Here is a 21,849-nt window from a genome sequence, read left to right on the forward strand (position 1 = left end):
GAGCAAAACCGCTGATCAGGCACCGGCAACAACGTCAAAAAGGCTCCACCTGAGCGGCGAATCCAGCATCCTGGGCACAACCAGAAACTGGCCCGAGCAGAGTTCTCCCTCTCCGGTTCCCCCTTTCTTTGAAGAGGTCTCCGTGACTCGGTATGCCATCGACCGTGCCCACAACACGCTCCTCGCCCAGTGGAGCACCGGCATCGGCGACACCGCCATCGTCGTGGCGAGGCTCACCCACGACCAGCTGCACCGCAACACCTGCCGGCTCGCCGCCGAGCTCACCCGCCTGTCGCACATCTGCTGGCGCTCCTACACCCACCCCCCGAGCGCCGCCGACCGGCACGGCCCCAACAGCCTCGGCTGGCACCGCCAGCAAGAACGCGACGCGTTCGACAAGATCCTCCCCGCCCTCACCGAGTCCAGCAACAAACTCCTCAACACCAAGGTCGAACAGAGCGCCCACGCCGTCGCCCGTACCCTGCGCACGCTCGACAGCTCCCAGCTCACCACCCACATCACCACCGACGTCGCCGCCGAACTGGCCGCCATCGAACGGGCCGAACGCGGCGACCTGTCCGAACGCGCCCAGCAGGCCACGGCCCTCAGCCGCGAAGACGCCTCACCCCTGCAAATCTCCCAAGCCGACCGCCTCCTCCGCGACAGCCCTTTCGGCAGCCACGACCTCTTCACCCAAGTGGACCCCACAGCAGCCGCCATCGCCGCCGCCCACTGGTATTACGCCGCCGTCACCATCACCGCCCAGCGCACCGGCATCCACCCCGTCCACATCGTCGCCAGCGCCGAACAACACGACAAACCTCTCACCCTCGAAAGCCTCACCGACATCACCACCGCCATGGACGCCGGCATGCGAGCCCGCCACGTCGTCATGCCCCTCATCCGCAACGCCCTCCACGTCGCCGACGGCCACCTCCATGGCATCCAGGAAATCGAGCAACGCCTCACCGCCGCCCACGAAATCATCTCCAGAGCCCACGCCGACCACCCGGAAATCGACATCACTCCCGACACCATCTACCTCCCCCTCACCTCCCTCGACCCCACCCGCCCCGCCCCCGACCTCCTCGACGCCCTCCTCCACGGCATCCACATCTGCTGGAACCTCTACTACCACCACCACACCAGCCCCACCCTCGAGCATCCTCGAACACCACACCAACAACTACGCCAAGAATTCCTCACCGCCACCCGCCACGAAACATCCGCCAGAAGCGAACGACTGCTCTAGCAGCCCATTCGCCGAAAACGGCCGCATGACAGAGATCAACCCGGTGACGGACGAGTTGATCCCCCAGGCCACTCATTTCCTCGGCATGACCAAGAAGGCCCTCGTGTCCGAAGCCGTCAGAGATCACCTGGAGCAGCACCGTGAGGAGATCCGCAAAGGCATGATCGAGTCGATGAAGGTACTGGACGGCTCGCTCAGTTCAAGTGTCGCCGCACTCACCGGACTGTCACGCGAGAAGATCGAAGAACTCGGCGGCGTCGGCGAGTGGGAGGACCGATCTCACGACTCGCTGCAGGGTGCCGACATGGTCAGCATCCTCAGCCAGCTGCGCGACGGGCACAACGCCCGGCATGAAGGCCGTCAGTCCCCGCGTCCGTGGTGCTGTGCGGGGTGCGCGACATGCCCGACTACAGGGTCACCTCCGGAGGCAACCCCGATTGGTCGGATCCGGCCAGCCCGTTCACCGTCATCACCAAGTCGCTGCGCCAGAATGATTTCACCGCCGATCAGATCGCCGAACTCTACGACCAGCACACCCAGGCAACCGGCCAGGAATTCACCAAAGACGCGGTCGACCGAGTCCACGAGCTGACCCAAGGACAACCCTGGCTGGTCAACGCCCTCGCCCACGAGATCACCTTCAAGATGCGAGTGACCGACACCATCACCGTCGAGTCGGTGGACGTTGCCAAGGAACGGCTGATCCGAGCTCGCAGCACCCACCTCGACTCCCTGGCGGCCCGGCTGCAGGACCCCCGAGTCATGCGGGTCATCGAACCGATCGTGGCCGGCATGTCGCCGGACACGGACATGTCCTTCGACCACGCCGTCTCCTACGTCCACGATCTGGGCCTCATCCGAGACACCCGAACCCTGGACATCGCCAACCCCATCTACCGGGAGGTCCTGCTCCGGGTGCTGGGCGATCGCACGGAGCGGTTCGTACGCGCCGACCCGCGCAGTTTCGTCCTGCCCGACGGCCGGTTCGACCTGACGCGCGTGCTAGAGGAGTTCGTCGTGTTCTGGCGCGAACACGGCGAAGTCCTCATCCAGCAAGAGGGCTACCACGAAGCCGCCTGCCAGATCATCCTCATGGCCTTCATGCACCGCCTCGTCAACGGCGGCGGCCAACTCGACCGCGAATACGCCGCCGGCAGCAAACGCCTCCACATGCTGATCCGCTGGTTCTACCCCGGCCCCAACGGCGAACGGCTCGTACAACGCCAGGCCATGGAACTCAAAGTCTGGCGACCGGGCGAGAACGACCCGACCCCCGAGGGCCTCACCCAACTCGACAACTACCTCGACCGCCTCACCCTCGACACCGGCGTACCGGTGATGTTCAACCGACGCTCCAAAGCCCCGCCCTGGGCCGAACGAGGCGCCTTCGAGCAGGCCACCACACCGTCCGGCCGCCAGGTCACCGTCCTGCGCGTGTGATGGTGTCCGATCTTCAATGGAAACTGGCCCTGTCGGCTTGGACGATGTGCTGATTTCCCGCCCGCAGGATTGGATCACGCCGTCGCAAGCGTCTGCATGAAAGGGGCGACCGGCACAGAAGGGATCCGATGCCCGAGGGCTTGTCCAGTCGATCTGAACGAGACGATTTCGAGCAGGCGACCACGTCGGCCGGTCGCCACGTTGATCAGGCGCTCACCTTCAATTGATGGACTCGCTGCTTGGACAAACCCATGACACGTGCCGTGTCCGGTTCCGACCAATGGCTCGTGAGTACTTTCGCGGCTTTTACGGCGAGTTCCGCGGCACGCTGAGTGTGAGCTTCCGCCAGTTTCCTTTCACGGCTGTATTCCGCCACCACCCCTGCGATCCCCTCGGGAAGATCGAAGACGAACTCCACGCCGGGGGTTTCCGCAGGCCAGGCCCAGGCATGGATCTCCGCCAAATCGCGCTCCAGTTGGGACAAGGAGCTTGCCACACCGACTCCTTCGACCTCGCCTGTCGGGCAGCGCGCCACCCACCGCTTGTTCTCGAAGGTGACGACATACGTGATCATCTTGCTCATCGGCTCATCCTTTCTACGACCGCCTCCAGACGCTTGAGGGCTTCGCGAAAGAGCTCCGGGTCGCGATCCGGGTCGGCAGGGATCATGACAGGTACCGAGATGATGCCGTCCTTGATCACACGCAGCGCACACATGTCGCCCTTGAGGTGGTACAGCCAGTCGGCCGTGGCACCTGCGGCCGCCACGATCGTGGCTACCTCAGCAAGTTGACGCATGTGTGGAGGAAGGACCTCGGCCATAATGAGAAGCATATCTCATTAGGAGCTGTCCTCCTAGTCCAGTAGGAGGATCAGGAGGTAGATGTTCTGATCACGCCTACGCACGAGCACGGCATCTCTTCCTCGACCCGCTGATATCTGACCTGGATCAGGACCAGCGAATCCGACGACGCCTTCGACGGCCTGGTCCAGCGTTGCGGTGGAGATCCGCAACATCACGCATACCGCAGTATGATTACTGCATGGCGGACACGACGCGCATCACGGTAACCCTGCCAAATGACCAGGTCGCCGAGCTCAGAAAGCTCACCGACAACATCTCCGGCTACGTCGCCGAGGCAGTGGCACGCCAGCTGCGGCACCAGCTTCTCGGAGCCGAGCTGATGCGCTACCAAGAGGAGCATGGCGAGTTCACCGACGAGGAACTCATCGAGGCCCACACTCGAATCTTCGGCGAGGCGGACCCTGGTGGTTCGGTGGGCGCGGCGTGATCGACCATGTCGAAACCGTCGTTCTCGATTCCCAAGGGCTTTCCGCCTTTATTGCGCAAGACCGAAAGGTCATTGCGATGTTCCATGTCTTCCACACCATGGGCGCCGATCTGGTGATCGGCACCAACACCATCGTGGAGGTCATCCACACGCGAGTGAACATGCCTCGGCTGCGGTGGGTGCTCTCCCGCGTCAAGGTCGAACCGGTCACCGGACGTACGGCGAAGGCGTCCGCGGATCTGCTCAGGACGGCCGGTTTGCACGGTCACGAACACGCGGTCGACGCGACAGTCGCCGAAATGGCGCTCCGGCAGCCCGGTCCCGTCGCCATGCTCACCTCGGACATCGATGACATGGCTCGACTGTGCGGCCGTCATGTCAGGCTCATCGGCGTCTGAAAGGGCGACTCGCTGTCCTGCCCGACGAGACGAGCGGCCGGACGACATACCGGGGCCCTTCGACGCGCACGACGGAGCTTCTCCATGTCGAGTCGCGAATAGGGAGAGATCGGCCGGAGCGCTCCTTTCGTGCGGGAAGATCAGGTAACGGTCTGGCCTGTGGGCCGACTTGATAGAACGGGCTTATTTCGCGGTAAATCGTGACATGACAGGAATGGAGCAGCTCGTGGCCGATCCCTCCCCTTCCGATGCCTTCGATCGGATCGACACCACCCGCCCCAGCCAGGCCAGGGCGTGGAACTACTGGCTGGGCGGCAAGGACTACTACCCGGTCGACAAAGAGCTCGCCGACATGCTGGAGCAGACCTATCCCGGGATGCAGGAGATCGCCCTGCACACGCGGGCCTTCCTGCGGCGTACCGTGCGTCATCTGGCCGAGCGGGAGGGCATCCGGCAGTTCCTGGACATCGGGACCGGTCTGCCCACCGTGGACAACACGCACGAGGTGGCGCAGCGGGTCGATCCTGCCAGCCGGATCGTCTACGTCGACAACGACCCGGTCGTGCTGGTGCACGCCCGCGCGCTGCTGACCAGCCATCCGGACGGGGCCTGCGACTACCTGGACGCCGACGTACGCGATCCCGACGACATCCTGGGCCGGGCGGCGCGCACGCTGGACTTCGCCGAGCCGATCGCGGTGCTGATGCTCGGCGTCATGGGCACCGTGCGGGACGACGACGAGGCCTGCGCGCTCATCGGCCGCTACCTGAACGCCGTGCCGGCCGGCAGTTTCCTGGTCGTCGAGGACGGCACCAACGTGGTCAAGCCGCAGGCGGCCGCGCAGGCAGAGCAGTTGCGCGACGAGGGCCAGGTCTACTCGTACGAACTGCGCACGCCGGAACGCATCGCCCGTTTCTTCGACGGCCTGGAGCTGCTCGAACCGGGCGTCGTGTCGGTGTCGCGCTGGCGTTACGAGGGCGAGGCCATCGACGGTGTGCCGGACGAGGTGGACGCCTTCGGCGGCGTGGCGCGAAAGAGCTGACCCTCGCCCATCCTCCTCAGCCGCCGATGAGGTCGCGGGCCAGCGCCACCGTCGCCGAGGCCGGCAGCGCGGCCACGCTGAGCTGGTCCATCAGGACGTGGTAGGGCAGCACGTCCGTGCTCTTGGTGAGGTATTGCGCCGTCGTCAGGTGTTCCATGCAGACGACGTCGGACAACTCCTGCTGCGGGAAGCGCAGGATCGTGACGGGGCCGATGCCGCCGACGATGCCGCCGGAGGTGAACGGCAGCACCTGCACGCTCACGTGCGGCTGCTCGGCCATCCGCGCCAGGTGCTCCCACTGGGCGTCCATCACGTCGTCGTCGGCCACGCGGCGGTGCAGGACGGCCTCGTCCATGACCACCCACAGCCGGTGCGCGTCCGGCCGGGCGAGCAGGCGCTGACGGCGCGTGCGCAGCGCGAGCCGGCGCTCGACCTGCCTGGGGGACGGCTTCGGCGAGCTCTGGCTGATCACCGCGCGGGCGTAGTCCTCGGTCTGCAGCAGGGCGGGCACCACGTGGACCGCGTAGGTGCGGATCAGGCAGGTGTCCTGCTCCAGCCCGAGGTACGACTCGAACCAGTCGGGGATCACGTCCCGGTATTCCTGCCACCATCGAGGCGCGTTGGCCTGCTCGACCATGGCGAGCAGGGTGCCTCGCTCGGCCTCGTCGCTGACGCCGTACAGGGTGAGCAGGTCGGCGACGTCGCGCGCCTTGAAGCCGGTGCGGCCGGCCTCCATCCGGCTGAGCTTCGACGCCGAGGCCCTGATGGCGTATCCAGCCTGCTCGCGGTCCATGCCGCAGGCTTCGCGATGCTTACGGAGCTGTACGCCGATCAGAAGGCGGACGGCCGTGGACCCCGACCACGCGGGGGCCTCACGGGTGACGTCGCTGAGATCGTCGTCAGTCGTCGGCATGCAGTCTCCTCGATCGGGCGTACCCCACCGCAGTTCATCCCTGAAACCCATCCTGCCACGCGAAAAACGTGTGTCGATCTCTTCGGCGGAAGTCGGCCTGTGACGCCGGGCCGGGCGCGCCGGGTGAACAGCCCGGCGTCAGCGCAACCGCGCGATCGCAGCCCTGAGGAAGTGGTCACGCCGGAGGGTGGCGTGGTGGCTGTACATCTCGGTCGGGGTGTTGAGCGCGGCCACGGCGTCCCAGTACGCGATGTCGTCGGTGCTCGTTCCGCGGGCCCGTTGCCAGCCCTCCAGTACATGGCCGGGGGCGTCGTCGTCGTAGCGGATCGCTACCTGTTTGCGCAGTTCGCCGAGGTCAACGCCGGGGTTGCCGACGCCGGCGGTCTTCCAGTCGATCAGGCCGCGCATCCCGTTGCCGGCGACCACCGTGTTGCCGGGCCACACGTCGCCGTGCACGAAGACGGCCGGCGTGCCGGGAGGCTCGATCGCCCGGACTCGGTCGTCGGCCAGGTCGAGCAGGGCGGTGGTCGGCATCCGTCCGGCTCGGCGGTCCTGGGCGAAATCGTCGACCGCGATGGGACGGGGGCGGAACGGGAGGTGCGGCGTCGGGTCGAGCGTGACGGCGTGGACCCGGGCGAGCGCGGCGCCCGCCGCGAGGAGAAGTTCGGTGGAAGGCGCGGCAGGCCAGATGCTCGTCCCTGGCACGATGGTCTCCAGGCTCGCCGGTGTACCGGCCGCGCGGCCGTCGAGGTCGGCCGCGAGCAGGCGGGGCGCCGGCAGGCCGCGCTGCTCGGCAACGGCGAGTGCGGCTACGTTCGTCGCGATCTGGTCTGATGAGATGCGACTGCTCGGGGATCGGAGGACCACCGAGCGGGCCGAGCCCGAACAAAAAACCGCCGAACCGGTCGTGCCACCTCGCATTGTCAGGTCGATCCACCACGGGCTTTCGCCGCCGTGGAGGGAGCGGATGGCGCTGATCGCCGTCCGGCTGTCCAGTTGCTCCGCCAGCCAGGCACGCAACTGCTCCGTCGGGCCTGGACCGTGTCTTCTACCCTTCCCGCACTGGACGACTGTGATCCGGATGCGGGTGTCTGTCAAGACCGTCCCGGACCCGGCGCGGCAAAGGGGCGCACACGTCGCGGGTCCGTGCGTCGATCTGCACACGGCACGCGGGCCCGCAGTCGGTCTGCACACGGCACGGGCCCGCGCGTCGATTCGTGTATGTCGCGGGCCCGCGCTTCGGTGTCGGGGTCCGTTACCGCTGGTCGGCGATGACGATGTCGTCGAGGTGGAGGGAGTTGCCGGTGGCGCCGGTGCCGCTGGTCAGTTCCAGTGCGACGGTGGCGGTCGCCGCGGGTGCGGTGAGCGAGGCCGTGAACTCCTGCCAGCTCGTGCTCAGCCCGCCGAGCGTGATCTCGTCGCTCCCCAGCGGCTGCTGACCGGAGTCGTACCAGCGCAACCGTAGGGTCGCCGTGGAGATCCCGGAGGTGCCCTGCCGGGCCCACACGCTGACCCGCTTGGCGCCGGGGATGGCGTCGAAGCCGGGCCAGTTGCCCAGTTGCACACCCCATCCCCCGCCCTCGGTGACGTCGATCCGCAGGCCGTAAGCGCCCCCGTGGGCGGCTTCCGCGGCTCGCTGCACGGCGGAACCGTACCAGGCGTCCCACTGGCCGATCGAGCCTTCGAGGGTCGCGGTGTCGGCGTCGAGGGCGTTGGGCACGGGCGGCGGCTCGGTCACGCCGTTGAGGGTGCTGTTGGCCTCCTGGTTGTACGGGGCCGAGCGCCAGGCGTTCCAGGAGATGGTCTCGCCCCAGCCCTTGGCGAACTTCCAGTTGCCCACGTAGGTGTTGTCGTGGAAGCTGTTGCCGCTGGTGTGCATGACGCTCTGCTGAATCTCCGCGACCGTGTACGGCATCCAGGGCAGATTGTCGGCCCCCTGGGCGTAAAGAGCCTGCACGCCGCAGTACGTTCCGGCGCAGGGCACGTTCGCCTGGTCGAAGCGGAACTCGTTGCCGAACACCTTGACGTTCTGCGAATGCCAGCGGCAGTCGCTGCGGAACGGCTCGTTCGCGATGGACGTGTAGCAGGGGTGAGTCGCGTTGATCGGGTCGAGATAGTCGCCGTCGTGCGGCGTGGGAATCACCGTGGGGGTGACGAACGGCGTGCAGTAACCCGTGCTGGTGTTTCCGTTGGAATTGCAGAAACGATTGGTGTTCTCGAAGATCGTGATGCCGGAGAAGTTGTCCTCGAAATAGTTGTCGTTGATGTTCAGGTCCGAGCTGCCGCTCGTTTCCGACGCGAGCCGGGCGTCACCGCCTGATTCCGAGATGTAGATGGCCGGGGCCGGCGAGCCCAGGTTCTCGTTGCCGGTCACCCAGGCGTTCCGCTTGAAGACGTTGCGGGTGATGGTGGCGTTGTAGCTGATCTCGTACCAGAGGCCGATGCTCTCGTTGTGCTCGATCCAGTTGCGGTCGAAGCGGAAGTCGATGTTGTTCGTGTCGGCCCAGAGGCCGACGCTCAGGTTGTCGTGGACGTAGTTCTCCGTGACGGTGGCACCGTTGACGTCCCAGAACTTCGCGCCGCCGGTGCAGCCGCACCCCTCGATCTCGCTCTCCCAGTCGTGCTGGTTGTTGGCGGCGATCTCGTTGTGGTGCACGACGAGGTTTTTGAGCGCGGAATCGCCTTCGACCGGGTCCTTGTACATGCTGATGCCGTACTGGCCGTTGTCTTTCAGGCAACTATTGCGGATCGTGTTGGCGCTGCCGAGGAACACCGCCGCGCCGTCGTTGTGGTGGGCGTAGAGGTTCTCCATCACCCAGCCGGTGCCGGAGTCGTGGTTGACGACGCCTTCGTTGTGGTTCCTGGTTTCGCCGCCGAAGTTGCGGATTTCCAGGTACGCGATGCGCACGTCGGAGGCGACGCCGCCGAAGGCGTATTTGTTGAGTCTCCTGCCGTCGAGGACGGCGCCCGGAGCTCCGATGAAGGCGCTGTTGTCACCGGGCATGATCTGGCTGAACTCGCCGTCGCCCAGCGTGTGCGTGCCCGGGGCGAACCAGTAGGTCTTGCCGGCCTGGCCGAAGTCGAGGCCGAGGTTGTCGCCCGCCGGGACCACGATGGCGCCTGACGGTGCGCTGGACGGGCCGTCCTGCCAGGTGGCGTTGTCACAGACTTTCATGGAGGCGGGTAACTCGGTGTACCAGCCGCCGGACGCCCGTTCCGCCTGAGCGGCGGGGGCGGCACTGGCCGGGGTGGCCCACAGGCCGGCGACCACCATGAGTAACGCGCCCACGACAACAGGGTGTCGCATGAATGCTCCCGTTCTACCGCTGACGTTCCTGCCGGCGGAGAGCTGACGATGTTGCCAGCGAAGATTAGCGCCAAGATCGCCTACGGGCTGGCGATTAACGTCAAGTCACACGGTCAAGAACCGTGACGACCGCCCTTGGCCTCGGGAAACAGGATTGACCATGATCAAGCCGCCCGGGTGCCCACCGTGGTCAATCCATCGCGGCGCCCGCTCTGATCGCCTCGCGGATGCGGAAATACGTACCGCAGCGGCAGATGTTACGCAGCCCGTCGAGATCGGCGTCGGTGATCTCGCGGCCTTCCTCGGCGACGCGGCGGACCAGCGCCACAGCGGCCATGATCTGGCCGGGCTGGCAGTAGCCGCACTGGGCGACGTCGTGGTCGAGCCAGGCCCGCTGCATGGGATGCAGGTCCGCGCCGGCCGTGGCCGCGAGTCCTTCGATGGTCGTCACCTCGTCCGTCGGCCGCAGCTCCTGCACGGGGATCGCGCAGGGGTTGATCGCCTTGCCGTTGAGGTGGCTGGTGCACGCCTTGCAGACGTTGATGCCGCAGCCGTACTTCGGGCCGGTGATGCCGAGGATGTCGCGCAGCACCCACAGCAGGCGCACGTCACCGGGGACGTCCACGGTGACCTGCTCGCCGTTGACGCGGAAGGTGTACTCGGGCACGTGGCGCTCCTCGCTTCAGCGGGCGTGGTCCAGGCCGTCGGCCGGGGACGGGGGGATGGGCGGGACGGTGGGTTTGGGGGTGAAGGAGAGCGTGCCGTGGTTGATCGGGAAGCTGGTCGGCATCGTTCCCGTGGCGCGGCCGTACGCGCACGCGACGGCGGCGGTGGAGGCGGCCACGGCCAGTTCGCCGGCGCCGCCGGGCTGCTCCGAGGTGCTGGGCATGACGATGATCCGCAGGTCGGGCGGGCTGTTCCACTGCCGGGTGTAGAAGTAGTTGTCCCAGCTCGCCTCGAGGAAGTGGCCGTCGCGCAGGTGCAGGCCGGCGGTCAGGGCCAGCGCGATGCCGTCCATGACGCCGCCCATCATCTGCGCCTCCAGGCCGCGCGGGTTGACGGCGAGGCCGACGTCCACGGCGAAGACGGCCTTGGTGACGCGCGGCCCGGACACGCCGTCGCGGATCGGGCGGTTGACGGTCTCCGGCCGGCAGTCGATCTCCACCAGGGCGGCGCTGACCGACTTGTACTCGGCGTGGAACGCGATGCCCTGCGCGGTGCCGGCCGGCATCGGCCGCCCCCATTCGCCGGCCTCGGCCACCCTCGCCAGCACCGCCCGCGCGCGGTCGTCGCGCAGGAAGTCGCGCCGGAACCGGTACGCGTCCTTGCCCGTCTTCGCGGCGAGCCGGTCCATGACGAGCTCGCGGGCGCAGGCGACGTCGGGCGAGTAGACGTTGCGCATGCTGCCGGTGTTGAAGCCCTTGCCCGTCTCGCTGAGGAGTTGGCCGACGACGCCGAACGCGTACGGCATCTCCTGACTGAGCTGGAAGAACGTCTGCGCGAACCCGATGTCGCCCACCGGCAGCCGCGCGGCCATCGCGGTGATGATCTCGCCGAGGCCGTGGCCGAGGTCGGTGGAGACGCTGGTGTGGCGCTGCTCGTAGCCGAGCACGACGCCGCCGAGGTAGGCGACACGGACCCGCGAGGTGGCCATCGGATGAGTACGGCCCTGGCGGGAGTCGTCGGCGCGGTGCCACATGAGTTTGACGGGTTTGCCGACCTTCTGCGACACCTCGGCGGCTTCGAGCGCGGCGTCGAAGAAGAGCTTGCGCCCGAAGGAGCCGCCGCCTTCGACGACGTGCACGGTGACCTGGCCGGGCGGCATTCCGAGCCGCGCGGCGATGGCCTGGCGGGCCACGATGGGCGACTTCAGCGCGGACCAGATCTCGGCGCGATCGGCCCGTACGTCGGCGATGGCGCAGTTGGGCTCCAGCGCGCTGTTGCTGCGGAAGGCGAAGGTGAACGTGCCTTCGACGACCGGGGTGGGCGGTCTGGGGCCGAGCGGCAGTTCCGCGGCCTTCAGCTCCCGCAGCACGCTTTCGTCGGACTTGCCGTCCACGGTGCCGGGCCTCCAGGAGACCCGCAGAGCGCGTACGGCGTCGATGCACTGGCCGAACGTTTCGGCGCGGACCGCCACCCCCGTGGAGATCACCACGGCGTCGGTGACGCCCGGCATGGCCAGGACCTCGGCGAGGTTGGCCACCGAGCCGACCTTGCCGTTGATGGTCGGCGGCCGGCACACCATCGTGGGTTTCGCGCCCGGGACGTCCAGGTCCATGGTGAACTTCTTGCACCCGGTCACCGCGTCCAGCGCGTCGATCCGGTTGTGCGGTGCGCCGATGACGGTGAAGTTCCGGCGTGGCGTGAGCTCCACCGCCACCCGCTCGGTGCGCGTGCCGGCGGCCTTCTCCGCGAGGGTGCCGATGCCGACGCGGTTGCCGGAGCGGTCGGTGATCGTCCCGGCCCGCAGGGTGAGATCGGTGACCGGCGAGCCGAGCTCGGCCGCCGCCGCTGCCAGCAGCCGGAGCCGGGCCACGGCGGCGGCGACGCGGATCGGGGTGTAGGTCGCGAAGGTCGTGTTCGATCCGCCGGTGAGCTGGTTGAAGACCAGTTCGGGGCGGGCGTCGGCGAGCGTGACCCGGACCCTTTCCACCGGTACGGACAGCTCCTCCGCGATCAGCATGGCCGTGGAGGTGGTGATGCCCTGCCCCACCTCGGCGCGCGGCAGCGCGAACGACACGGTGCCGTCCCCGTTCACCTCGACCGAGATGAGGCCCGAGGTCGGCAGCGCCGCCGCGGTCATCAGATCGTTGAGATCGAGCAGGTCCGTCAACTGCACTGAAGCCGCCGAATCAGGTCCTGAGGCAGGCGCCAGGTCGAGTCCGGCGGCCGTCACCAGCGTCGGCGCCGCCAGCACGTACCCGAGGAAGCGCCGCCGCCCGATGCCGTCGTCCGCGTGCGGTCCCGTCATCGCGCCGCTCACCCGGGCCGGTTGGCGGTGGGGATGTCGATCCTGGTCTCCTCGCCCTTGGTGAGGAAGAACAGGATGTACTGCCGTACGGCCTCGTCGATGACCCAGGCGACCTCCGGCACCAGCGGCAGCGGAATGAGCCCTTCGCGGAACCGGACGAGCTTCGGCCAGGTGGCGGCGATCAGCGGGTCCCACACCGGCTCGCGCCTGATGCCGTCCCAGTCGGCCACCTGGTTGCCGACCAGATAGCGGGCGAGCGCGTTGCACAGGGGCCGGCTGACGCTGAGCGGGCTGGTCTGCTCGGCGAGCTGGCCGAGCAGGATGTCGGTGAGGATGACGCCCTCGGGCGTCGGCCCCATGTTGCGGGGCAGGATCTGGTCGGACTGGGCGTTGGCGGCGTCCCAGGTGGCGGGGGTGTATTCGTCCTTGATGCCGAGCATGTGCGCGGTCACCTGCCACACGTGCAGGTACGCCTCCGACTCGGCGGCGCTGATCGGCACCTTCCATTCGCGCATCTTGCGCATCGCGAAGGTGGGCAGCGTGTGCCAGGTGACCAGCATGTCCTCCTGGCTGATCGGGATGTCGCCGTTCCAGTGGGGCGACTGCTGCAGCAGGTGCCGTACGGCCGCGTGCACCAGGCGGGTCTTCACCGCCTGGACCGCGCAGGAGCCGCCCGGCCGGTACGCGTTGAGCGACCCGACGGCGAACCCGAGGATGCTCGTCTTGGCGACCCGGTCCTCCATGTCGGCGCCGCCCTTGGAGTAGTAGACCGCGCGCGCCTCCTTGGGAATGGCGGTGCTGAGCATGCCGCCGCCCACGCCGTTGAGCAGGTTGAGGTAGAGCCCTCTGGACTTGTTGAACTCGGCCGCGGCCTCCAGTTTGCCCTGGTCCGCCCACGAGGGCAGCTGACGGGCCCGCTCCATGAACGCGCGCAGGTCCTCCGGCAGCCCGGCGGGTAACGGCTGGTCGTTGCGGTTCCAGTCCCACAGCAGCCGGTTGACCTCGGGCACGGCGCCGCGGTCGAGCAGCGAGGCGACCAGCGGGTCGGCCTCCTCGTCCCACACCCAGCGCGGGTCGGCGCCGGCGCCGGACCCGGCGACCGAGCCGGCCGGCGACCAGGTCCAGGGACGCGCGTGCGCCGGTGACGCCATGCCCAGCGCTCCGAGGGCTCCCAGGGCTCCGCCCGTCATCAGCATCTTGCGTCTGCTCAGCTCCGCCATGCTCTCGAACTCCTTTCGCGATCCCCCATGGACAGGCCCCCACGTCAGGACGGGCGGTTCGTCTCCGGAATCTCGATCCGGATCGGCCGCGCCTCCGACAGGAAGAGCAGCGCGGCCTTGCGCAGGAACTCGTCGAACAGCCAGTACGCCTCCGGCGCCAGCGGGAACGGCAGCAGCCCCTCGCGCACGGCGACGAACGGCCGCCAGGACAGCCTGAGCAGCGGGTCCCAGATCGGCTCCCTCGGGATTCTCAGCCAGCCGGCGATCTGGTCGCCGAGCATGAAGCGGGTGAACGCGCCGAGGATGGGCTTGGACAGGATGCCGGCGTCGACCGGGGTGCCGAGACCGAGCAGGATGTCGGCCAGCTTGATCCCCTCGGGCGTCGGCGCGAGCACCGGGTCCAGGACCTCCCGGGCCTGGGCGTCGGCCTCGGCCCACGACGCGGGGATGTACTCGTCCTTGATGCCGAGCATGTGCGCGGCCAGCTGCCACGAGTGCAGGAACGCCTCCGACTCGGCGGCCGGGATCGGCACCCTCCACGCGGTCAGCTTCTGCATGACGGTCGTGGGCAGGCTGTGCCAGGTGACCATCATGTCCCGCTGGCTGATCGGGATCTCCTCGTCGGCGACCTGCGGCCAGTGCGGCGACTGTGGCAGCAGGTGCCGTACGGCCGCGTGCACCAGCCGGGTCTTGACGCAGGTCACGATCATCTCGCCGTCGGGCGCGTAGGCGTTGCGCGACCCGACGTCGTAGCCAAGCTTGGCGGTCTTGGAGATGCGGTCCTTCATGTCCGCGCCGCCCTGGGAGTAGTAGACCGCGCGCGCCTCCTTGGGGATGACGGTGCTCATCATGCCGCTGGCCAGCCCGTACAGGACGCCGAGGTAGAGCCCGCGCTTCTCGTTGAACGTGAACGCGGTCGCGAGCTTGCCGTGGTCGGCCCACGCGGGCAGCTGCCTGGCCCGCTCCATGAAGTCACGCAGGTCCGCCGGCAGTCCGGCGGGCAGCGGCTGGCCGTTCTTGGTCCAGGTGCGTAACAGCTCGTTGACCCTGGGCACGTCGCCCCGGTCGAGCAGCGAGGCGACCAGCGGATCGGCCTCCTCGTCCCACACCCAGCGCGGATCGGTACCCGCCCCGGCGCCCGCCACCGAGCCTTCGGCCGACCACGTCCACGGGCCCTGCGCGTACGCCGGCACCGCCGCGCTCAGCGCGCCGAGCGCGCCCAGCGCACCACCGGCCATCAGCATGTCGCGCCTGCTGACCCTACCGTCGCGGCCGCCGCTCTCTCTGTCCATGCCCTGGTTCCTCCTCGCCGGAGTGGAGCACCCGTTGATACGATGAAACAAGAACCGCTTCTGTGTATCATGCTCATGACAGCACACTGTGAGGGGGATCACAAGAGCGCGCCGGCGACGGTGCGGAATGATGCAGAATCAACCGCAGGAGGTGATCGTGGAATCCGCGTGGTCAGGGCTCATGACGCCGTCGGACTCGGAGTCGCTGCTGGAACGTGCCTACCTCGACGCCGTCGAACAGGTCGATGACAGCGACGAGCTCCGCGCCCGCATCCTCGACGCCGCCTACGAGCAGTTCTGCCGGATGGGCATCAGGCGCTCCACGATGGAGGACGTCGCCCGCCGGGCCAAGGTCTCGCGCATCACCGTCTACCGGCGCTTCGCCACGAAGGACGCCCTGGTCGAGCACGTCGTGCGCCGGGAGTTCCGCCGCTACTTCGACCGCTTCCTCATCGACATCGAGCGGGCCGGCACCGCCGCCGACCGCGTGGTCCTGGGCTTCGTCAGCTCACTACGCGCCATCAGGAGCAACCCGCTGATCGGCGGCCTGATCACCGCCGAGCCCGACCTGCTCGTGCCCTCCATGATCGCCGACGGGGGCCGCACCCTCGCCACCGTGCGCCAGTTCGTGGCCGGCCAGCTCCGCCACGAGCAACGGGCGGGCCACGTCTCCGCCGACCTCGACACCGACCTCGTGGCCGAGATAATGGTCCGGATCTCCGCCTCGTTCCTGGCCACACCCAGCCAGGTCATCGACCTCGACGACGACGCCCAGCTCGCCGCCGTCGCCCGCCAGTTCCTGGTCCCCATGCTGCAACCCGCGACCGTGTCGACCCGCCCTAGCCGGAGGCCGACTCGATCGGGACGGTGAGCCGGCGTCTGACGGGTGCGGGCTCCCTGCGTTCGCCGAGCAGGTCCATGAGCTGGTCCATGGCGACCTCACCGAGCCGTTCGCCGTCCACGTCGATCGAGGGCACGTCGTGCAGGCCGAGGCTCTCGACGACCATGCGTTCCGAGCTGACCACCACGTCGCGGATCCCCCGGTTGAGCAGGGCGAACATGAGGCCGAGGCCGATCGAGGTGGCGTAGGGGACGACGGCGGTGGCGCGGGCGGCCACCACGGCGTCGGCGGCGTCCACGCCGGCGGCGAACGTCGAGGGGCAGGGGCCGAGCATGGTCAGCGTCGCGCCGCTCGGCTCGGCCGCGGCACGGATGGCGGCCTGGCGCTGGCGGTCCTGCCAGGAGCCTGCCGGGCCGCCGATGTAGACGATGCGCTCGTGGCCCTTGCCGGTGAACCAGGTGACGAGCGCGCCGAAGGCGGTGGCGGTGTCGGCGACGGCCGAGGTCATGCCGTCGATCTCGCGGTCGATGAGCACGGTCGGCTTGTACGACGCGGCGGCGCGGACGATCTCGTCCGACCCCCGGGGCGCGGTGAACAGGAAGCCGTCGACCTGGTGCGCGAGGTGTTCGACCGCGGCGAGCTGGGCCGGGTGCTCCAGGGAGTGCACCGCGATGGTCAGCTGCACGCCCGAGCCGGCCGCGCGGGCCTGGGCGCCGCCGATGATCGGGTTGAAGAAGGTGTTGTCGAGCGTCGGCACCACGACGGCGACCACCCCGGTCTTGCCCCGGGCCAGCTGGGTGGCGGCCCGGTTGGGGACGAATCCGAGCTGCTCGGCGGCGGCGCGGACGCGGGCCACCGTCTCGGGGGCGGCCAGGTCGGGCCGGCCCAGGGCGCGGGAGGCCGTCGCCTTGGAAACCCCGGCCAGCGCGGCGACGTCCGCGAGTGTGGGCACTGATGCTCCCTTGAGTCGTTACCTGGATTTCACACAGGGGTTTGTGCGCGAGGCCCCCCATAATCTATGGTCAGGCTCCTGGAACCGGTTCCGCAACCGGTTCCGCCCTACCGTACGCCATGCCAGAAAGGACGCCGACATCTCACGCTCATCGGCCCTTCTCCTGGTGCCCGGTCTCGTCCTGCTCGTCGTGGGTTTCCTCATCCCCTCGGCCGCGATGCTCTTCGCGCCGCCGGACGTGCCGACCGGCGAGATCTTCACGCGCCTGGGCGAGATGCTCACGGATCCGTACGACCTGGAGGTGATCGGGCGCACGGTCGGGCTCGCCCTGGCGGTCACGGTCATCTGCGTCGTCCTCGGTTTCCCCATCGCCTACTGGCTGGCCCGCTCGCCGTCGCGCTGGAGCGGCGTCCTGCTGGCAGTGGCGATCTTCCCACTGATGCTGAGCAACGTGGTGCGCACGTTCGGCTGGCTCGTGATCCTCGGCTCGAAAGGGGCGCTCGGGCGGCTGCTCGTGCAGCTCGGCGTCGTGGACGTGGCGCCGCAGCTGCTCTACACCAAGCCGGCGATCATCCTCGGCCTCACCCAGCTGTTCCTGCCGCTGGCGATCATCTCCTGCTACTCGGCCGTGGCCCAGGTCGATCCTGGCCTGGACGACGCCTCGCGCGGGCTCGGCGGGAGCCGGACGCGGACGATGTGGAGCATCGTCATCCCGCTCACCATGCCGGGCATCGTGGTGGCCGCGACCCTCGTCTTCGCGGGCTCCGTCACCGCCTACACCACGCCGTACCTGCTCGGCGGGTCGAGTCAGCGCATGCTCTCCACGCAGCTGTACTCGTACGCGACCACCACCGTCGACTGGGCGTCTGCCTCGGCGACGGCGCTCATCATGACGGTGCTGGTCTTCCTGGTCTCCGGGCTGTCGTCGCTGATCGGGCGGAAGGGGGCCACCTCGTGAAGCGGCCGATCACGGCGGCGCTGGCGGTCGTCGGTTACGTCATCATGATCGTGCCGATCGTCTTCGTGGTCGCCACCGCCTTCACCTCCGGCAGCACGCTGCGGTTCCCGCCCGACGGGTTCTCGCTGCGCTGGTTCGGCGAGGCGTTCGCGTACGAGCCGTTCGTCGAGGCCACGATCTCCAGCGTGCAGCTGGCCGTGCTCGCCGCCGCGCTCGCGCTGCTGATCGGCGTGCCCGCCACGCTCGCCATCCACCGGGGCAAGATCCCCGGCAAGGGGCTGGTGGAGGGGCTGTTCCTGTCGCCGCTCATCGTCCCGGAGCTGGTCGTCGGCCTCGCGCTGTTCCAGCAGCTCATGGTCGGCCTGGACCTGGACAACTTCACCGCCCTGCTGGTCGGGCACACGGCGCTGATGCTGCCGTACGCGGTGCGCGTCACCGGCGCCTCGCTCGCGCTGGCCGATCCCGCGCTGGAGGAGGCCGCCAGAGGTCTCGGCGCCTCGCCGCTGCGCGCGTTCCTCAACGTGACGCTGCCCGTCCTGCGGCCGGGGATCTTCTCCGCCGGGCTGCTCAGCGTGGTCACGTCGTTCAACAACGTGCCGCTGTCGCTGCTGCTGCAGGGACGCGACTTCCGGACGCTACCGGTGACGATGCTCGACTACGTGCAGCAGTCCTACGACCCGATGGTCGCCGCCGCGTCCACCCTCATCCTGGCCGCGACCGTGGTCATCGCCGTGATCGCCGAGCGCACGGTCGGATTCGCCAAGATCTTCGGAGGGATCAGCAAATGACCGCCGCCGCCGAGCTGATCGGGGTCACGCAGAGGTTCGGCTCCTTCACCGCCGTGGACGCCGTCGATCTCGCCGTCCCCCCGGGCAAGCTGACGACGCTGCTGGGGCCGAGCGGCTGCGGCAAGACCACCACGCTCAGGATGATCGCGGGCTACTCGGCGCCGACGTCGGGGACGATCCGCATCGACGGGATCGACAGCACCCGCACGCCGCCGGAGAAGCGGAACCTCGGGATGGTCTTCCAGTCGTACGCGCTGTTCCCGCACATGACGGTGGCCGACAACGTCGGGTACGGGCTCAGGCTGCGCAAGGTGCCGGCCGCGGAGCGACGGGCGCGGGTGATGGAGACGCTCGAACTCGTCGGGCTCGCGCACCTGGCCGGCCGCAAGCCGAAGAAGCTGTCCGGTGGCCAGCAGCAGCGGGTGGCGCTGGCGAGGGCCATCGCGATCAGGCCCAAGCTGCTGCTGCTCGACGAGCCGCTGTCCAACCTCGACGCCCGCCTGCGGGTCCAGATGCGGACCGAGATCAGGCGCATCCAGGCCGAGACCGAGCTGACCGTCATCCTCGTCACCCATGACCAGGACGAGGCACTGGAGATGTCCGACGAGATGGTCATCATGAACGAGGGCAGGATCGTCCAGCAGGGCGCCCCTCAGCAGGTCTTCCCGCGCCCGGCCGACCGCTTCGTGGCCGAGTTCCTCGGTTACGAGAACTTCCTCACCGCGGCGGACGGCACCCCGCTGACCATCCGGCCCGAGCACCTGCGCATCGCCGAGCAGGGGCCCGGCCTCGCCGCGACGGTGGCCGACGTGGCCTTCCGCGGCGTCGACCTGCTGGTCTCGCTCGACGTCGTCGATCCGTCGGGGGCGACCGTCAGGCTGCTCGCCGACGTCCGTGGCGGCGCTGCTCCCGCCCCTGGGTCGAGCGTCACGGTGACCACGCCGGACGAGCACCTGATCCCGCTCCCTCGCTGAACCCCGACGAACCCGCCGAACCTCGCGAACCTCGCTGAACCCGCCGAAAGAAGGAATCCCATGCCCACGCGCCGCGCCGTACTGGCCGCCGCCCTGATGGTGCTCGCCGCGGCCGGATGCTCCGGCTCGAACTCCGGCGAGCAGCAGGCGGAGGCGAACACCGTCGTCGTCAGCACCTTCCCCTTCGGGGTGAAGGAGTTCGAGCAGGCGGTCATCACCCCGTTCACCAAGCAGACCGGGATCAAGGTCGAGCTGGACACCGGGTCCAACGCCGACCGGCTGTCGAAGCTGAAGCTGGCCAAGGGCGAGCCGGAGGCGGACGTGGTGCTGATCTCCGACTACTTCGCCGCGCTCGGGCAGAAGGACGGCCTGTTCCAGAAGGTCGACGTGCCCAACATCAAGGAGCTGGCGCCGTTCGCGACCGAGGGCGGTTACGAGGGGCCGGCCTACACCCACCAACTCAACGGGATTATCTACAACACCGACCAGCTCGACCAGAAGCAGGCCGCCGACTGGAACCTCTTCGCGGACGCCGCGAACAAGGGCAAGGTGGCGCTGCCCGACATCTCGGTGACCGCCGGGCAGCTGATGATCTCCGGGGTCGGCGAGGCGTACGGCAAGGGCCCGTACGACATCGACACCTCACTGCGCACGCTGGCCGGCTGGGCCCCGAACGTGCTGCAGTTCTACACCTCCTCCACCGAGGTCACGAACCTGCTCACCCAGGGCGAGATCGTCGCCGCCGACGCGCTGAGCGGCTTCGCCACCAAGCTCGTCTCCTCCGGCGAGCCGATCGCCTGGACGGCGCCCGCCAAGGGCCGCTACATGGCCACGAACCGGGCGATGATCCCCAAGGGCGCGCGCAACCCCGAGGGGGCGGCGAAGCTGATCGACTACATGCTGTCGGCCGAGGCGCAGAGCGCGATGGCGAAGACCGTCGGCGACCTGCCCACGAACCCGAAGGCGGAGATCCCGCCCGAGATCGCCAAGGTGACCGGCGAGGCGGCGAAGGACCCGGTGGCCGCCGGGTTCAAGACCCTCGACCCCGCGCAGCTCGTCGACACCCGCGCCACGTGGGTGGACCGCTTCACCCGGGAGGTGGCCGGCAAGTGAGGCTCGACCTGATGCCCAAGGTCGATCTGCACTGTCACCTCATCGGCACCGTGCGCGCCTCGACCTTCGCCGAGCTGGCCAGGCGGGAGCGGCTCGACCTGCCCGCCCCGCCGGAGCGGATCTACGCGGACGTGAACTCGCTGCCGCCGGACCCGGCGCTCTACCTGGACACCAGGATCCCGGTGCCGCAGGGCAGGAGCGCGGACGAGCCGGAGGTGTCGTACTCGCTGTTCCAGGTGTCGTCGTGGGTGCTCGAGGTGCTGCGCGACGCCGACGACCTGACCAGGATCACGTACGAGGCGTTCGAGGACGCGCACAGGACGAGTGCCACCCGGCATCTGGAGGTGTCGTTCGACGCGCTGACCGAGCATCAGGAGAAGCTCGGTTACGCGACGGTGGTCGAGGCGTACGCCGAGGGCATCAGGATGGCCGAGCGCGACTTCGGCATGTCGGGCCGGCTCATCGCGGCCGTCGACCGGAGCAGGACGGGCGAGGAAGCGCTCTCCTGGGTGCGCACGGTCGTGGAGCATCCGCACGACTACGTGGCCGGCATCGGGCTGGACAACCTGGAGACGGCCGGTCCTCCCGAGCGGTTCGAGGCCGCTTTCCGGCTGGCCGGGGCGGCCGGGCTGCGCCGTACCGCGCACTCCTCCGAACACGCGCCGGTCGCCGTCAACACGATCACCTGCCTGGACGTGCTCGGCTGCGACCGGATCGACCACGGCTACTTCGTCCTGGAGGACGACGAGGTCGTGGCCAGGCTGAGGGACGAGCAGGTGCCGTTCACCGTCATCTCGACCACCTCGCGGCGCTCGTGGCGGCCGTGGCGGCGGGCGTCGATCGCGGCGATGCTCGCGGCCGGGCTGAACGTCATCCCGGCCTCCGACGATCCCGGGATGTTCCCGACGTCGCTGGCGCAGGAGTACCGGATCCTGGCCGACGAGCTCGCCGTGCCCGAGGAGCGGTTGCGGGCGATGGCGCTGGCCGGGGTGGAGGCGTGCTGGCTGCCCGAGCCCGAGAAGGCCGCGCTGCGCGAGCGCTTCGAGCGCGAGCTGGCCGTCTCGGAGTGACCCGCCCCCGCGCCGGCCGACGTGGG

The 21,849-nt window shown here is 68.7% G+C and carries 21 protein-coding genes; 11 read left to right on the forward strand and 10 right to left on the reverse strand.

The features are described from left to right. Nucleotides 1-142: 142 nt before the first annotated feature. Nucleotides 143-1,252, forward strand: a complete 1,110-nt coding sequence (locus tag AB0C28_RS28420) for a hypothetical protein (RefSeq protein WP_357835321.1) — start codon at nt 143-145, stop codon at nt 1,250-1,252. A 399-nt stretch (nt 1,253-1,651) separates the two neighbouring features. Then, nucleotides 1,652-2,692: a hypothetical protein gene (locus AB0C28_RS28425; RefSeq protein WP_358078675.1), complete on the forward strand. Its 1,041-nt coding sequence runs from the start codon at nt 1,652-1,654 to the stop codon at nt 2,690-2,692. 205 nt (nt 2,693-2,897) lie between these two features. Here the strand turns inward: AB0C28_RS28425 and AB0C28_RS28430 are convergent, their stop codons facing one another. Both AB0C28_RS28430 and AB0C28_RS28435 read right to left on the reverse strand, forming a co-directional pair. Continuing rightward, nucleotides 2,898-3,275: a hypothetical protein gene (locus AB0C28_RS28430; protein ID WP_357835327.1), complete on the reverse strand. Its 378-nt coding sequence runs from the start codon at nt 3,273-3,275 to the stop codon at nt 2,898-2,900. Then, on the reverse strand, nt 3,272-3,514 hold the full coding sequence (locus tag AB0C28_RS28435) for a hypothetical protein (protein WP_357835330.1): 243 nt from the start codon (nt 3,512-3,514) through the stop codon (nt 3,272-3,274). Before AB0C28_RS28435 ends, AB0C28_RS28430 begins: the two co-directional genes overlap by 4 nt. Before the next feature lie 221 nt (nt 3,515-3,735). Here AB0C28_RS28435 and AB0C28_RS28440 point away from each other — a divergent pair, with 221 nt between their 5' ends. The 3 genes from AB0C28_RS28440 to AB0C28_RS28450 all read left to right on the forward strand — a co-directional run bounded on the left by AB0C28_RS28440 (nt 3,736) and on the right by AB0C28_RS28450 (nt 5,424). Continuing rightward, entirely contained in the window at nt 3,736-3,984 is a 249-nt protein-coding gene (locus AB0C28_RS28440) for a type II toxin-antitoxin system CcdA family antitoxin (RefSeq protein WP_357835333.1), read from the forward strand. Beyond that, complete coding sequence (locus AB0C28_RS28445; protein ID WP_358078678.1) at nt 3,981-4,382, forward strand: DNA-binding protein; 402 nt, start codon at nt 3,981-3,983, stop codon at nt 4,380-4,382. Before AB0C28_RS28440 ends, AB0C28_RS28445 begins: the two co-directional genes overlap by 4 nt. A 205-nt stretch (nt 4,383-4,587) precedes the next feature. After that, entirely contained in the window at nt 4,588-5,424 is an 837-nt protein-coding gene (locus AB0C28_RS28450) for an SAM-dependent methyltransferase (RefSeq protein WP_357835338.1), read from the forward strand. A 16-nt stretch (nt 5,425-5,440) separates the two neighbouring features. On the opposite strand, the gene AB0C28_RS28455 is transcribed toward AB0C28_RS28450, so the two are convergent. The 7 genes from AB0C28_RS28455 to AB0C28_RS28485 form a co-directional block, all read right to left on the reverse strand. Beyond that, nucleotides 5,441-6,337: a helix-turn-helix transcriptional regulator gene (locus tag AB0C28_RS28455; protein ID WP_358078681.1), complete on the reverse strand. Its 897-nt coding sequence runs from the start codon at nt 6,335-6,337 to the stop codon at nt 5,441-5,443. Nucleotides 6,338-6,475: 138 nt separating this feature from the next. Beyond that, a complete protein-coding gene (locus AB0C28_RS28460) occupies nt 6,476-7,357 on the reverse strand; it encodes an aminoglycoside phosphotransferase family protein (RefSeq protein WP_358078684.1) in 882 nt (293 codons plus the stop codon). Nucleotides 7,358-7,592: 235 nt separating this feature from the next. Then, nucleotides 7,593-9,644, reverse strand: coding sequence for a right-handed parallel beta-helix repeat-containing protein (locus tag AB0C28_RS28465; protein WP_358078686.1), 2,052 nt, complete (start codon nt 9,642-9,644; stop codon nt 7,593-7,595). Between the two features lie 190 nt (nt 9,645-9,834). Then, nucleotides 9,835-10,311 (reverse strand): (2Fe-2S)-binding protein, encoded by a 477-nt coding sequence (locus AB0C28_RS28470; RefSeq protein WP_357835351.1) that lies wholly within the window; start codon nt 10,309-10,311, stop codon nt 9,835-9,837. Nucleotides 10,312-10,326: 15 nt separating this feature from the next. Then, entirely contained in the window at nt 10,327-12,615 is a 2,289-nt protein-coding gene (locus AB0C28_RS28475; protein WP_358078689.1) for a molybdopterin cofactor-binding domain-containing protein, read from the reverse strand. A gap of 8 nt (nt 12,616-12,623) precedes the next feature. Beyond that, nucleotides 12,624-13,835 carry an oxygenase MpaB family protein gene (locus AB0C28_RS28480; RefSeq protein WP_357835357.1) on the reverse strand — a complete coding sequence of 404 codons (1,212 nt, stop codon included), beginning with the start codon at nt 13,833-13,835 and terminating at the stop codon, nt 12,624-12,626. Between the two features lie 44 nt (nt 13,836-13,879). Next, the gene (locus AB0C28_RS28485) at nt 13,880-15,127 is read right to left on the reverse strand and encodes an oxygenase MpaB family protein (protein ID WP_357835360.1); all 1,248 of its coding nucleotides are present in this window, start codon (nt 15,125-15,127) and stop codon (nt 13,880-13,882) included. A gap of 181 nt (nt 15,128-15,308) precedes the next feature. On the opposite strand from AB0C28_RS28485, the gene AB0C28_RS28490 reads away from it, so the two are divergent. Further along, complete coding sequence (locus AB0C28_RS28490; protein ID WP_357837977.1) at nt 15,309-15,998, forward strand: helix-turn-helix domain-containing protein; 690 nt, start codon at nt 15,309-15,311, stop codon at nt 15,996-15,998. On the opposite strand, the gene AB0C28_RS28495 is transcribed toward AB0C28_RS28490, so the two are convergent. Continuing rightward, nucleotides 15,967-16,920, reverse strand: coding sequence for a LacI family DNA-binding transcriptional regulator (locus AB0C28_RS28495; protein WP_357835364.1), 954 nt, complete (start codon nt 16,918-16,920; stop codon nt 15,967-15,969). The genes AB0C28_RS28490 and AB0C28_RS28495 overlap by 32 nt on opposite strands. A gap of 166 nt (nt 16,921-17,086) precedes the next feature. Here AB0C28_RS28495 and AB0C28_RS28500 point away from each other — a divergent pair, with 166 nt between their 5' ends. Genes AB0C28_RS28500 through AB0C28_RS28520 form a run of 5 tightly spaced genes read left to right on the forward strand, consistent with a single transcriptional unit; the run spans nt 17,087 to nt 21,823 of the window. After that, on the forward strand, nt 17,087-17,878 hold the full coding sequence (locus tag AB0C28_RS28500; RefSeq protein ID WP_357835367.1) for an ABC transporter permease: 792 nt from the start codon (nt 17,087-17,089) through the stop codon (nt 17,876-17,878). Continuing rightward, on the forward strand, nt 17,875-18,666 hold the full coding sequence (locus tag AB0C28_RS28505; RefSeq protein WP_357835370.1) for an ABC transporter permease: 792 nt from the start codon (nt 17,875-17,877) through the stop codon (nt 18,664-18,666). The genes AB0C28_RS28500 and AB0C28_RS28505 overlap by 4 nt, the downstream gene beginning before the upstream one ends. Continuing rightward, complete coding sequence (locus AB0C28_RS28510; RefSeq protein WP_358078692.1) at nt 18,663-19,640, forward strand: ABC transporter ATP-binding protein; 978 nt, start codon at nt 18,663-18,665, stop codon at nt 19,638-19,640. The genes AB0C28_RS28505 and AB0C28_RS28510 overlap by 4 nt, the downstream gene beginning before the upstream one ends. A gap of 60 nt (nt 19,641-19,700) precedes the next feature. After that, nucleotides 19,701-20,753 carry a polyamine ABC transporter substrate-binding protein gene (locus AB0C28_RS28515; RefSeq protein ID WP_357835376.1) on the forward strand — a complete coding sequence of 351 codons (1,053 nt, stop codon included), beginning with the start codon at nt 19,701-19,703 and terminating at the stop codon, nt 20,751-20,753. Next, nucleotides 20,750-21,823, forward strand: coding sequence for a hypothetical protein (locus tag AB0C28_RS28520; RefSeq protein ID WP_358078694.1), 1,074 nt, complete (start codon nt 20,750-20,752; stop codon nt 21,821-21,823). Before AB0C28_RS28515 ends, AB0C28_RS28520 begins: the two co-directional genes overlap by 4 nt. The last annotated feature ends 26 nt before the right edge of the window (nt 21,824-21,849 follow it).

Origin of the sequence: Nonomuraea sp. NPDC048892, from assembly GCF_040649735.1 — a bacterium.
Classification (GTDB): Bacteria; Actinomycetota; Actinomycetes; order Streptosporangiales; family Streptosporangiaceae; genus Nonomuraea; species Nonomuraea maheshkhaliensis.